Below are 13,006 nucleotides of genomic sequence, written 5' to 3' on the forward strand. Positions count from 1 at the left end.
GGGCAGTGGTCGGCAGATCAAACTCAAGGCATAAGCGCCAGTCGTACCTCGGGCCAGACCACCGCCCGGGGCGGCACCCGACCATCCTCACAGTCATACCTGGTCGTGACGGCGCGGAAGTTCTTCAGATGGTTGATCGCCCGCTCGACGGTGTTGCGCTTCTTGTAGCGTTCCTTGTCGAAGCCGGGCCGTCGACCGCTGGCACTTCCCCGCCGGATCCGGTTCGCCGCCTGGTCTGCCTCCTCCGGAATCACGTGCCGGATACCGCGTTTGCGCAGGTAGGCGCGAGTACGGCGATTACTGTACCCCTTGTCCGCGCTGACGCTGTCCGGCTTCGTACGAGCCGACCGGCCACCGGCCGGGGGACCCGGATCCGATCCATGACCGGCTCGAACGTGCGGGCGCGCGCGGCCCGCACGCCGGGCCGTTTTCGACGCACTCCACTACCGGGACCGTGTCTCGCCGGACTGCTGAACCGGCCTGTCCACCACCGCTGTTCACTGGACTGGCCATGTCCGCAATGAACTGCGGCACAGCCGATGGCCGAGAGACCAGCTCCCTGCATCCCGAGGCGGCAGCCTTGTGCGAGGGCGGAGAAGCCGGGCTCAGCTATCGGGCGCTCACCTCGCTGGCCACGATGATCCGGCCGCCGGCCCTCCTCACGGACCGGCTGACGCGGGCCTTCTCATCGGGCAGAACGGAAAGCATCTCGCCGGTGGGGACGATGATGGTGTCGGCGTCGCCGTCGAGGAGCATCTGAAGCGCGTAGGTGAGTCCTCGGCGCTGGTCGGGTTCGGTGGCGCCCTCGTCGTCGTGGATCACGCCCACGAGGTGCAGGCCCGACTCGCGGGCGATCCGCTCGCACATCGCCTGCCGGGTGACCACGGGCTCGTCCTTGGCGGTGCACAGGTAGACGACGGCGGTGGGCTTCGCGGGCTTGGTCATCTCTTCGTCCCATCTCAGTTCGGCGCGGCGCGGGACCGTTGGTGACGCTGCGTCGGTCCATGCCGTTCGTGCGGTTACTGAGATCGTCGGGCGTCGGCATCCGGTAGCCCAGGAACATGCGGGGTCAGTTCGCCTGCCCCCCGATGTGGATCTGATACGTAGTGTCTCTGCCGGCCTGGTCAGAGTTCGACAGCGAGGAAGTCCGCGAGTTCGACGAGCTGTGGGGACAGACCGCGCTTGCGTCGGGTGACGAGGGTGGTGGCGATGTCCCGGGCGTATCGCTGGTAGCGCAGCCACTCGGGGGCGGCCTGCTTGATGCCCATCAGGATCTCGGTGGCCGGCGCGTAGTCGCGCTGCTCGGTGTGGGCGGCGGCGAGGTCGAGCAGATGGCGGTTGCGATTGTTGGAGGTCGAGCGCGTAGGGGCGGTGACCTGCCCGGAGAGCTGGAGGGCCTTGCCGTACTCGCGCAGGACCATGGCGTTCTCGACCTCCTTCATGGCCACCGTGTTGGGGCCGAAGGTCGTCCAGTACTCGTGGTAGTCGATCACGTCCCGGCCGACCAGGACGGCGGCGGCCTTGGCCTGCCGGATCATCTCGTCCGCCTCCGGGGTCCGGTTGTTGCGCACGGCCGCAGCCGATCCTCGCAGCAGCAGCCAGCCCCACGTTCCGAGGTGGCTGGCGGTGGAGTGCCGGAAGGACGGCTCGATGGCGTCCGCCGTGGCGACGGCCACGTCTTCGGCCTCGTCGAAGCGGCGCTGCCGCAGTAGAAGCCAGCACAGCGAGACCACCGCGGACGCCCCGAGGACCTGGTTCCCGCTCCGTTCGGCCAGGTCGATGGCCCGGCTCAGCGCCTGGTAGGCGAGATCGTCATGACGCAAGTGGATCAGCGTGGAGCCCGCCAACTGGTACGCCTGCGCCTGCACCTCCAGCGCCGCCAACCGCGCTTCCCCTTCTGCCAGTTCGGCGACCTGAGCGGCCTCGGTCAGCACACTCGGCAGTGCCCCCAGCGTGGCCGCGTAATCGTCACCCTGGTAGAGGCGGTTTCCCTCACGCACCGACACGCGGACCCCGGTGATGGTCGGGGCATCGTGAGCGTCATCAGCGTGGGCCACCCGGCCCAGACCCCTCGCGGGTGTGATCACCCGACGGATCACCAGAATCCCAGCCGGATCGACCTCCGGGGCAACCGGGGCCTCGATCGGACCGGTCTGCATCAGATCCGTCGTCTTCACACCCAACGCCTGGGCGAGCTGGCACAACGTGCCCATGCGGGCGCTCTCGCGGTCGTTGCGCTCCAGCTTCCGGATGGTCGCCACCGACACCCCGGACGCCTCGGCCAGCTGCTCCTGCGTCATGCCCCGGCGTCGGCGCAACCGCCCGATCCGGTCCCCGATGCTCTCCGCCATGGCCACCCCCGCACCTGCGACTTCGTTCCTCGCCAACGGTACGCCGCCCGCCAAGACCCCGGTGTGAACAGCGAGCGACCGTAACCGACAGGGTGAGCCTGCTCGCTGGGCTCAGCCGGGCTTCCGGGCGGTGCTCGCCCGGACCCGCCGACGGGGACGGTCCGCCACTATGTGCAGCACCCGTCCGCTGATGCGATGAAGGGGCAGGGCCTCCGCTCCTCGTGGGCGCTCCCGGCGTCAGCCGACACTGGGCTTGTCCATGCAACCTGCACAACGATGGAGGCCCCTGTGCGTGCAGAGTACGCCGGGCGGCAGTACGTCGGTATCGACCTGCACCGCCGCCGCTCGGTAATCGTGAGGCAGACTGATCAAGGCGAACTACTGGAGACCGTCCGGATCGACAACGACCCCGTGGCGCTGGCCCTTCAGATCGCCAAGGCGGGTCCCGACCTGGACGTGGTACTGGAGGCAACCTACGGCTGGTACTGGGCTGCCGATGTGCTCCAGGCCGCCGGCGCGACCGTCCACCTCGCGCATCCGCTCGGCATCAAGGACTTCGCCTACCGCCGGGTGAAGAACGATGTGCGCGACGCAGGGGATCTTGCCGACCTGCTGCGGATAGGCCGGCTCCCCGAGGCCTATCTCGCCCCGCCCGCCGTACGTGAGCTGCGCGAGCTGGTCCGGCACCGGGCCAAGTGCGTCGCCCTGCGATCCGGCATGAAGGCCGAGATCCATGCCATCCTCGCCAAGCAAGGCATCACCCTGCCGGTCAGCGACATCTTCGGCGTCCGCGGTCGGGACCTCCTCGCCGTGGCGCCACTGGACCCTCCCTTCCGGGCCCGGGCCAACGCCACACTCCGACTCATCGACGCCCACGACTTCGAGATCGACTTGGCCGACGGCTGGCCGCGAGGCCGCCTCGCCAACCACGCCGGCTACCACGCCCTGCAGACCCTGCCCGGTGTCGGCCCCACCCTGGCCGCTGTTTTCACGGCCGAGATCGGCGAGGTCAACCGCTTCTCCGACGCCGCTCACCTGTGTTCCTGGGCCGGTATGACAGCACGTCACCGCGAATCCGACGCCAAGATCCACCGAGGACGCATCACCAAGCAAGGCTCCACACTCGTGCGCTGGGCCGCGATCGAGGCTGTCCAGAGGATTCCGTCCGGCAGCTGGCTCACCACCACCCGGGCCACCATCACCGAACGCCGCGGCCGCAACATCGCCACCGTCGCGGTGGCCCGCAGGCCCCTGACCCTGGTCTACTACGGCCCGCGCGACGGCGAGATCCGCGCCCTACGTCGAAACAAGGCCACAGCATGACCAGGCACCCTGCCATGTCCGGGCGCGAGGTCGCGCAACGTCTGACCCCCGCCTCAAGGCGGCGAGGTCGCCCCGCTGATTGACCCCGCCCGGCCGCACGCCGAACCGCTCCATGCCCCACCCCCCGGGGCGAAGGGATGACCGGCAGCCACGCCCACGGCCTGCCCACCCCGGCACCGCCCGGACCCTGGAGACGACACCAAACACCCCACCACAAGCCCACCAGGAACTCCGCACAACCACACCAGCACTTCCGGCACCAACATCGTCGCGAGCACAGCGGCCCGGCCCCAAGGCCGTTCGTCCTCGGCTTCGCCTGCGGGCGCTCCGCCTCGACCCATAGGACGCCGTGTTCACACATGCCCAAAACCAGCCGGAAGCCGCCGCCAAGCGGCCCGCGGTGGACTTGACCAGCCCCGCCCCTTCAGGGATGACCTTGCCGTCAACTACTGCCGTCAAGACCCCAAAGAGGCTCCGCCAGGATCTACCTGGCGGAGCCTCTGACATATTTTCCATTGCCGCTGACGGCTATCCGCAGTATGACTGCCAATGCGGATTCCGCACGTCTTCAACAGGCTCCACTCGGCGTCGCGTCAGCCCATGGTCAAGAATCAAGAAATTTATCGCTCCGGCACTGGAGGAGTCCACGAAATTCCCTCGCGCTTCAGCCGATCAATGATCCATTCTCGCCCCATTGAATCGGCTACCGCCCACGCATGAAGAAATGGGCGCTCGCGATAGCTGCGGAGTCGAATCATCCCACGAAGGCCGACGTCCCGAAGAGAAGCATCCGGCATGCTGTGGCAGAGGTCCGCAAGCCATGCGATACAAGCCACATAGTCATCATCCGGCCAAAGTTCAATAGGCTTTGCCCGCCGCGCCATCGCCCTAATCTCAAGCATGGCCGTGTTCTTCAAGAACGAGCCTGCATCCCAGTCATCCAAGTGCCTCACCACCTACTCCAACCTTCTCCAGTGAACAGAACTCATAGCAGACGAATGAGGGGGATGCAGGCTGCATCCCCCTCATTCACTTCACTACAGCTAGCCTAGCGATCACCCAGCGCCTGGCCAGAGGTGGATGTAGATCGGTGTATCAAAAGTGATCCCAGGGTGATTTGGATTTGCCGCACGATTGAGCAGCTCAGCCATTCTATGATTCCCCTCGATCATGTAGTTGTCTTCCGCATGATACCGCAGGAGAGAGAATTCGCCACCAGTTGGCTGCGTTGTACTCCTCAGAAGTTGCTCGTCTGACATCGAGCGTGCCATTCCAGCCTTGAGAGGGTCTGATTGCCAGTTCCCACTGGCGTCGACATTGTCGTGCCCAATTCCACGGAGGTCGCCGACTGTTGCATTTGGCTCATGGGCAGCATCAGCCGCCTTTGACCCACCTCCGAAAATTCGCGAGAAGAACCCACCGCCACCGGGGCAGTTATGCACGAGCACCGGCGTGGTCCCCGCCAGCACATAGTACGTGTGGAGTTGATCGACGGTGAGGTCGTATGCGTTTGCGTGCCGCTACAGTATGGCGGTTCTGGACTGACCGTGCAGGCGGAACAGACCTGGGCCGCTCCAAGTCATAGAGCGCAGAAGGACCCCACCGGCGCGTACTCGGCGGGGTCCTTCTGCTGGGTCATTGGCGCCTAAGAGATTCAGGCCAGAAAAGGTTCCATTACCCCATTTTGGGGTCGCCCCCCAGAGAACCGTCCCACTTTACCACAGGATAGCGGGCGGCCAGCTCTCCAACCAATTCGACAACTTCACGAGCCGCGGCAGGTTTCAGCCTAAGAAGCCTCCAACGATTGACATCCAAGGTCATCCAGGCCGGAGAGCCTTCCCGCAACACTAGGAGGACAATGCAGCGAACGCTATTCGCCTTCAAGCTGTATTTCAGCACAGGCACGAGATAGATCCGGGACACGGCATCCCGGTTATCCGCCAGCCACTGAGCATTCCCTTGATGAGCCATCCCGTACTCAGAGGCAATCGCCATCAATTCAGCAGAGCAGCTCGGCGAAACCTTCCTCACCCTACGTTCGGCAGACCGGGTAAGCGCAGATCGAATCGCTCCGAACACCCGACTAGCCGCCGAATCCACGGATATAGATAGGCTCATTCCAGTCGATGCGCCCGTTCTCAGCCCTTTCCAACAGCTCCGCCATGCGGTGATTGCCTTCCAGCATATGGCCATCACTATGGATGGTCATGTAGGTCTTGTACTTGTCATCCGGATGGAATACAGATCGAAGTAGCTGGTCATCATCTTGACCCTGGAGCATGCCCCTCTTCACGGGGTCATAATTCCACTTTCCATTTTCGCCAACATTGTCATGGGGTATTCCCTTCAAATCGCGAACAGTCGCGTTGGCGGCAGGCGCCGACTCCTCGCCACTTCTCCCAAAAAGCTTCGAGAAGAATCCGCCCCCACTTGGGCAGTTGTGCACAAGTACGGGCGTAGCGCCCGCCAGCACATAGTACGTGTGCTACGCGACCCCTCTCCACCTGCTTTTTCGCAGGTCAACGGCGGTTTGACGGTCCGTCGGTGTCCGTGGTTGTGCGCCGAAGTCCGTGGTTGTTGCCGTCGCTACTGCCGTCAGAGGTGTAGACCAGTCGTGCTGTTGTCGGCCGCGCGCGTGATCCTACTGCCACGCTCCGGGCTCGGCGCGGACGACGGTGCGCGTGGTCTGCTCGTACGACTGGTGACCGGTCTGCGCGCAGTGGCCGGCGATCCAGCGCGTCAGCTCCTCGGGGGTGTGCAGCTCGCCGGATGCGGCAGCACAGTCCTGCTCTTCGCCGGTGACGCAGACCGCCTCGAAGGTCGGCAGCGCCATGGGGTCGGTCACGGTGGTCACGTGGTACTCGCGGAAGCGGTAGCGGGTGGCCTTGCCCATCAGCCTTCCCCTTGTCCATCAAGGGGGCTGTCGCTCGCAGGTTCACCCTCCTCGGCCGCCTCCTCCTGCGGCGCTGGGATGCGCTCTCCACGCGACTGGGCGACCCTGAGCGCGTCCGACAGGGCCTCGGTCAGCCGGCGGGCGAGCCAGCGGTATTCGATCGCCGACTGTGCCTTGGCTCCGGGGGCCAGGACACCTCGGGCGTACTCCAGCAGCTCCTGGCCCATGCCGAGCTGCACGGTTTCGATGCCGTCGGCGAGCGTCGAGATGTAGCCCTTGCCGTCGGTGCTCAGGTAGCAGGGGCGCCCGTCCTCGGTGGTCCAGGGCAGCAGGCGGGGTCCCGCCATGCCCGACGCCGCTTCGTGCAACTCCCTGCGGCGCAGACGGTCCGCGTCGCTCCTCGGCATGCCCACAGTGGATCCCCGGCCTCGGTCGCTGGAACAGGACACGGCGACCGTAGCGATCTGACTACACGCCAATCCACGGACCCAGCAGGGCAGATTGCAACGCACGGTCTGCGAACTGCCACGCTACGTAGCAGCTATCCGACGACGCCCAGGTAGCCGGCCATCTCGCGCATGTCGCCGGTCAGCGTGCGCTTGCGCTTGCTCAGGATCTCCTGCATGGTCTCGGCCGCCGAGTTCTGGTGTCGCAGCCACTCGGGGGCGGCTTCACGGGCGCGGGTCAGCTCGTCCATGGCCGCCGACAGGTCTCCTGTTCGCGTGTGGGCGCGCGCCATGTCCAGGGTGAAGCGGTTCCCGTCGTTCGTGCTGGGCCTGCCCAGTCGCTTCCACGCCGTCGGCGACAGCTCGACCTCTTCGCTCGCCTTGCGCACCACCGCGCGGGCGTCGCCGACGACCATGGAGTCTTCGAGTGCCTTGATGGCGGCGGTCACCGGTCCGAAGACGGACCAGTGTCGGGAGACGTTGCGGTGCGCCGTGCCGACGGCGGTTGCCGCCACCCGCGCCGCCCTGCGGTACTCCTTGGCCTCGTCCGGGCGGTTGTTGCGTGCTGCCGCGGCGGCGGCCTCCATGGCCAGCCCTCCCCACACCGCGTAGTGGTCCGGCTCGGCGCCGGTGATCTTCGGCTCCACCACGTCCATGCTCTGGGCGGCGATCCGTTCCGCCTCCTCCAGCCGGCCCTGTCGCACCAGCAGCCAGCACATGCAGCCGACTCCGGAACCGGCCGCGAGCAGGTCCCCAGCCTCCCGGGCGTCCGCGATGGCTCCTCGCAGGGCCGTGTAGGCGATGTCGTACTGCCTCACCTGCGTGAGGTAGGTGCCGGCCAGGCGCAACGCCTCGGCGCGGGCAAGCAGGGCTTGCTGGTGCTCTTCGCCGCTGTCGTAGTGGGCGACGGCCCGCGCCGCGTCCTGCAACAGGCCGGGCAGTTGGGCGGCGACGCTCTTGTAGCTGTCGGAGAAGTACAGCACCCGCGCGTCTCGAACCGTTCGAGCGTAGGCGCGCAGGTTCGGTTCCTCGCCCACGGCCTCGGCGTCTTGGTCCACAAGCCCCACTGCCGGGGTGAGGGCGGCGCGAAGCTGGATGAGGTTGAGCCGGTTCGGCTCCTCCGCCTGTCCTACGGGCTCCGGTGCGTCGGACGCGATGAGTGTCGCCGTGGGGATGCCCAGAGCGCGGGCCAGCGTGTGAAGCGTCTCCATGCGGACCGTTCCGCCTTGCTCGACCTTGCGGACGGTCGCCGGGGACAGGCCCGCCGCGTGGGCGAGTTCCTCCTGGCTCATCCCGGCGCGGCGCCGGTACTTCCGTACGTTGTCCGCGAGTTCCATCGTCATCTGCTCACCACCTCCAGCGCCACGGTACGCCTGATGGGCGAACTGACCGGGCTCTCTGGGCAGATACCCACCCGGGACGGTGACCCACCGCCACGCGCGACGCCGGGCACGCGGTTGACTGGAACGGCGCGGCGCCGGAGCCTCCGGCAGGCTGCGGGCTGAGCGGGGCGGGTCCCTCGTCGGTCGGGCAGCTTCGCCGGACCAGGGTTCTCCGGGGGCCGCCAAGGCTCACACCGTGACGCTGGCGCTCGGCCTTGGCGGCCCCCGGGGGTTCCTGGTACGCCTCCGGGGACCGGCCGGCGAGGGGCACGACCCGCGACCCGCGACCTCTCACCACGACGGTGCCGCGCCAGTGCTCGGCCCCCGTCCCTCGGAGGGAGGGCCTGGGGTGAGGTAGAGCCTTGCGGACTGCGCTGCTCTCGCTGGTGTTGCGCGCCCGGACGGGCGGGGCCGTCGCTGAGCGGGGCGGAGACAGGAGCGGGCGGCGGCCCCGCCGGGCCGGAGCGCGCGCGGCCCGCGACAGCGGGCCGCCTTGATCCAGTAAAGAAACTCTGAACAGCTCGACAGCTCAGCCGTCGGCCCTGTTCATCCTTGGGCTGGCCTATCCCCGCTTCTCAAGTTCCTTGGTCAAGCGGCTGACTTCGGCTTCCAGCTGATGACGTGTCTTCTGGAGCTGTGCCACCTGCTTCCGCAGGCGGACAAGTTCCTCGGCATCGTCTTCGGCTGTCGGGGCCTCCTTGACACGTTCAACTGCTGCGTCAGGGTCCGGGGCCTTGCTCACCTGTGTCTTGCGGACGTAGCTGCCACGGCCGAGGACGGAGTAGATCAGACCTTCGCCCTTGAGGAGACGCAGGGCGTTCTGAACGGTGGAGCTGGCGACCCCGAAGCGCTCCTGGAGTGCGCGCGCGGCCAGCAGTTGGCTGCCGGGCTTCAACGCGCCGTCAAGGATCTCCCTGCGCAAAATATCGGCGACCTGGATGTAAGGCGGCCGGGAGTCCTCCTCCACCGGCTCATCGAGTGCGAAGTCATCGGCCAGTGTTTCGCCCTCGCGTTCGGCGGCGCGCCGCAGGGACTCGATGCGGGCTTGGGCGAGCATCGAGCGTCGCAGGTTGTTGCGCCCACCACCGGTGTGGGCGACTGTGAGGGCACCTCGGGGGGTGCGGTGGACGAGGTGCTCGTGCGCCAGGTGCCGCAGAGCCCGTTCGACGGTTTCGCTGTCGGTGGCGAACATCAGCTGGAGCTTGATGGGCTCGGGGAGCCTGTCCTCGAACTTCAGGCGCCCTTCGACGATCGCTTCGCGGATGGCCCAGATCGCTTTCAGGACGGGCGGCTGAGCGTTTCCGGGGCCGGCGGGGTCGTCTTGAGTGCTGTGCTTGGCCTGCTCCCGCTCGGCCTTGGCCTGGTCGGCGATCTGCTGGATCTCCTCCAGGATGGCCTTCTCCCGGTGCTCCTTCTCGTGGCTCCGGACGTAGCTGCCGCGCCCTTGGACCGAGTAGACGAGCCCCTCGTCCTTGAGTACGCGCAGGGCGTTCTGGACGGTGGAGCTGGCGATCCCGTACCGCTCCTGAAGCGTGCGCGTGGACGGGAGCTTCTCCCCGGGACGGATCCGCTCTTCGAGGATCTCGGCACGCAGCACATCGGCGGCCTGGAGGTACGGCGGCCTGGGGTCCTCTTCGAGCGGCAACGTCATACACCGAGGGTAGCGGCGGTCCCGCACGGATGACACGCCCGTGCGCTCCTCTGTAGTGGGCGTAGTGGCCCAACAGTACGGGCGTATCGCATCGCCAAACTGCTCGACTGTATGACCGTTGCGGGTGTGCGACCGTCGCGCTATGGTTCTGGCGGGTCGAACACGTGACCCCCGAACAAGGGAACTGCCATGGCTATGACCAGGATTCGCGTCGGATTGCTGCCCTCTGCCGTCTGCATGACCGGCACCGACGCGACACCGAAGATCAAGGACCCGCAGACCGGGGAAATCGCCACCGACCGCGAGACGGGCGAGCACCTGTTCACGGTCACGGTGATGCTCATGGAGGAGGGGCGCGCGGAGGTCATGAAGCTCACCGTCCCCCAGTCCGGCCTTCCCGACGGGCTCAAGCCGGGCGTCATGGTCCGCCCGGTGGACCTGTTCGCTACCCCGTGGGCGCGGATCTTCAACGGCCAGCTCTCCGAGGGCATCGCCTACCGGGCAGGTCGCTTGGACTCGGTCAAGTGAGCTGCACTGTAACGACGTTGACTTTCCGACTGCCCGCTTCAACCAGTACCGGCAACCGGTTCGCCCTCGGGTTTAGCTACAACGTGGAAGGCGTGAAGTGAAGGACGTGAACGAGATCGCCCCAGTCGTGATCGGGGCGGTCCTCGCCCTGGCGGCCCTGTGGGCCACGGTCGGCTTGGTCCGGTACCTGCGGGTCGATCGTGAGACCCGGGCGAGCATCCGGCAGGGGGTCCGTATCCGGTTCGGGTGGGAGCGGCTGGCCAAGATGGCGGGCCTGTCGGTGACCGACAAGACCCCGACGTTCCTCGCCGAGTTGGTCAGCCGGGAGGGCGAGACGCCCAAGCCCCGGGTCCTGGTGCCTCGGATCAAGGTGAAGCCGGACCGGTTCGGGGTGGTGGTGCTGGCGAAGTGCCTGCCCAAGGTGGGGCTGGAGGAGTTTCAGCGATCGGCGCGCTTCCTCGCCGACGCCTGGCGCTGCACTCGGGTGTCCGTGCTGCCGGACGGTCCAGGGCGGGTGGTGATCCGGGCCGTGCGCCTGGACCCGCTCATCACGCCGACCGAGCACATCCCCACAGGCGCGGTTCCCAGGAGCCTGGATACGTGGGGGCTCGGGCTGGACGAGTACGCCGACGACGTCAGCCTGCCGCTGGCGAACGTTCCCGGCGTGACCGTCGCCGGCCTGCCCGGCTTCGGCAAGACCTCGTTGATCAACAAGCTCATCTGCGACCTCGCCCCCTCCGAGGCGGTCCAGTTTGCCGTGGCGGACGGCAAGGTCTCCACTGCCCACGAAGGGGACTACGCCGATCTGACGCCCCGCCTGTTCGCCTTCGCGGGTGACGACCTGGCGGAAGCGAACGCGCTGTTCAAGCGCATGGTGAAGCTGCGACGGGGCCGGTCCTCGTCCATCCGCGCCGTCCTGGGCGTGAAGAACATGTGGCACGTCGGGCCGTCCCGCATCTGGCCGCTGACGATCCTGATCATCGACGAAGCGCACACCTACTTCCGCGAGTACAAGGGCAACGACGCCGAGACGAAGAAGCTGGCTGCCCTGTCGGCGGAGAACGCCCGGCTGGTTGAGGACCTGGTGAAGAAGGGCCGCAGCGTCGGGATCATGGTCATCCTGGCCACCCAGAAAGCGACCGGCGACGCGATCCCGACGTTCATCCGGGACGTGTGCCCGCTGGGGCTGTCCTTCGCGCAGAAGACGGCGGAAGCCTCCGTGGCCGCGCTCGGGGACGACATTCGCAACTGGCCGGACGCGAACCCGGTCAACCTCCAGGACCCGGCCTATGTCGGGGTCGCCTCGATGGGAGTGCAGGGCCGTCCGGGCTTCACCCGCGTGCGCACGCCGTACGTGTCCGACGCCGACGCGGCCCGGATCGCCGACGACACCGCCCACCTGACCGAAGACCCGGCCGCGTACCTCGACGTCTACCCGGGCCCGGTCGACTGGAAGCCCGCCTTCATGGACGACGACGCCGACACCCTGATGACCGAAGCGGCCTGACGCCTCCGGTAACTCACCACCAAGAAAGGAGAGTTGGCCTGATGGCCGAGGATCGCCTCACACAGCGCACCGTGACCGTGGTCATGGCGGTCATCGCCCTGCTGGCGTTCGTATTCTCCTTCGGCAACGTCTGGGCACTGGCCCTGCGTCTCGGGGTGCCCCACCCGGTCGCGCCGCTGATCGCCCCCATGGTTGACCTGTCCGTGATCGGGCTCCTCGTCGGTCTGCGCTTGCTGTCCCTGCGCGGCGTCCCGCAGGAGGAGCTGACGGCCGCAACCCGGTTGATGCACCTGTGCGGCCTGCTGACCCTGGCCCTGAACGTCGCCGAACCCCTGGTAGCCAAACACTACGGCCGCGCCGCCGTCGATGCGGTCGCCCCGCTGCTGCTGCTCGGCTGGGGCCAGGTCGGCCCGCAGTTCCTCCGCCACTTCCACGCCCTGAGCGCCCCGAACCCAGCGGAGGCTCCCGTCCTGGTCCCGGCTATGGAGCGCCTGGCGGACCCGCTTGCATCGCTCGACCCCACGCCGGAGCCCATTCTCGTACGGCCCTCCGGACCGGCGCTTGCCCCGGCTGTGGTCGTCACCGCTGAGCCTGCTCCCGTGTCGGCCAAGACGACCGCGTCCGCCACGCTCCCGGTCGTCCCTGAGGCTCTGCTGGCCGCTGCCCGGCGCATCGCTGAGACGCACCACGCCGAACAGGGCGAGCACATCACGCCCGGTCAGCTGAAGGCCCGTCTGGGCGTCACGTTGCCGCTGGCCACCGCCGCACACGCTCAGCTCTCCGCCTGAGCCCCGCCGGCCCCTTCCCCACCTGACCGACCCCGCCCTACCGGGCTCGGTTCGCCATGCCCCGAGCAGCACCAACACGCCTTCCTGACTGGCTGGTTGCTGCTCGGGGCCACCCCACCCACAGAAGGGACACGCCC

The 13,006-nt window shown here is 67.3% G+C and carries 12 protein-coding genes and 1 pseudogene; 4 read left to right on the plus strand and 9 right to left on the minus strand.

All coding sequences use genetic code 11. The features are described from left to right. Window positions 1-92 precede the first annotated feature (92 nt). The 3 genes and pseudogenes from P3T39_RS12185 to P3T39_RS12195 all read right to left on the minus strand — a co-directional run. Window positions 93-388: pseudogene (locus P3T39_RS12185) on the minus strand (transposase); the annotation flags it as partial. Between the two features lie 221 nt (window positions 389-609). Further along, on the minus strand, window positions 610-945 hold the full coding sequence (locus P3T39_RS12190) for a hypothetical protein (RefSeq protein WP_280697517.1): 336 nt from the start codon (window positions 943-945) through the stop codon (window positions 610-612). 179 nt (window positions 946-1,124) lie between these two features. Continuing rightward, window positions 1,125-2,351 carry a helix-turn-helix transcriptional regulator gene (locus tag P3T39_RS12195; protein WP_280697518.1) on the minus strand — a complete coding sequence of 409 codons (1,227 nt, stop codon included), beginning with the start codon at window positions 2,349-2,351 and terminating at the stop codon, window positions 1,125-1,127. A 288-nt stretch (window positions 2,352-2,639) separates the two neighbouring features. On the opposite strand from P3T39_RS12195, the gene P3T39_RS12200 reads away from it, so the two are divergent. Next, window positions 2,640-3,674: an IS110 family transposase gene (locus P3T39_RS12200; RefSeq protein ID WP_280697519.1), complete on the plus strand. Its 1,035-nt coding sequence runs from the start codon at window positions 2,640-2,642 to the stop codon at window positions 3,672-3,674. 1,674 nt (window positions 3,675-5,348) lie between these two features. Here P3T39_RS12200 and P3T39_RS12205 read toward each other — a convergent pair. From P3T39_RS12205 to P3T39_RS12230, 6 genes are all read right to left on the minus strand, one after another. Continuing rightward, window positions 5,349-5,669: a hypothetical protein gene (locus P3T39_RS12205; RefSeq protein ID WP_280697520.1), complete on the minus strand. Its 321-nt coding sequence runs from the start codon at window positions 5,667-5,669 to the stop codon at window positions 5,349-5,351. A gap of 88 nt (window positions 5,670-5,757) precedes the next feature. Then, window positions 5,758-6,120 (minus strand): hypothetical protein, encoded by a 363-nt coding sequence (locus P3T39_RS12210; RefSeq protein ID WP_280697522.1) that lies wholly within the window; start codon window positions 6,118-6,120, stop codon window positions 5,758-5,760. 195 nt (window positions 6,121-6,315) lie between these two features. Beyond that, window positions 6,316-6,567 carry a hypothetical protein gene (locus P3T39_RS12215; RefSeq protein ID WP_280697523.1) on the minus strand — a complete coding sequence of 84 codons (252 nt, stop codon included), beginning with the start codon at window positions 6,565-6,567 and terminating at the stop codon, window positions 6,316-6,318. Continuing rightward, window positions 6,567-6,974: a hypothetical protein gene (locus P3T39_RS12220; protein WP_280697524.1), complete on the minus strand. Its 408-nt coding sequence runs from the start codon at window positions 6,972-6,974 to the stop codon at window positions 6,567-6,569. The genes P3T39_RS12215 and P3T39_RS12220 overlap by 1 nt, the downstream gene beginning before the upstream one ends. Before the next feature lie 134 nt (window positions 6,975-7,108). Then, entirely contained in the window at window positions 7,109-8,356 is a 1,248-nt protein-coding gene (locus P3T39_RS12225; protein ID WP_348534333.1) for a helix-turn-helix transcriptional regulator, read from the minus strand. A 601-nt stretch (window positions 8,357-8,957) separates the two neighbouring features. Next, window positions 8,958-10,046: a GntR family transcriptional regulator gene (locus P3T39_RS12230; protein ID WP_280697525.1), complete on the minus strand. Its 1,089-nt coding sequence runs from the start codon at window positions 10,044-10,046 to the stop codon at window positions 8,958-8,960. A 189-nt stretch (window positions 10,047-10,235) separates the two neighbouring features. On the opposite strand from P3T39_RS12230, the gene P3T39_RS12235 reads away from it, so the two are divergent. The 3 genes from P3T39_RS12235 to P3T39_RS12245 all read left to right on the plus strand — a co-directional run bounded on the left by P3T39_RS12235 (window position 10,236) and on the right by P3T39_RS12245 (window position 12,869). Continuing rightward, the gene (locus tag P3T39_RS12235) at window positions 10,236-10,574 is read left to right on the plus strand and encodes a hypothetical protein (protein WP_280697526.1); all 339 of its coding nucleotides are present in this window, start codon (window positions 10,236-10,238) and stop codon (window positions 10,572-10,574) included. A 97-nt stretch (window positions 10,575-10,671) separates the two neighbouring features. Further along, window positions 10,672-12,081, plus strand: a complete 1,410-nt coding sequence (locus tag P3T39_RS12240; protein ID WP_280697527.1) for an FtsK/SpoIIIE domain-containing protein — start codon at window positions 10,672-10,674, stop codon at window positions 12,079-12,081. A 41-nt stretch (window positions 12,082-12,122) separates the two neighbouring features. Continuing rightward, complete coding sequence (locus P3T39_RS12245; RefSeq protein ID WP_280697528.1) at window positions 12,123-12,869, plus strand: DUF2637 domain-containing protein; 747 nt, start codon at window positions 12,123-12,125, stop codon at window positions 12,867-12,869. Window positions 12,870-13,006: the final 137 nt, after the last annotated feature.

Source organism: Kitasatospora sp. GP82, assembly GCF_029892105.1.
Lineage (GTDB): Bacteria > Actinomycetota > Actinomycetes > Streptomycetales > Streptomycetaceae > Kitasatospora.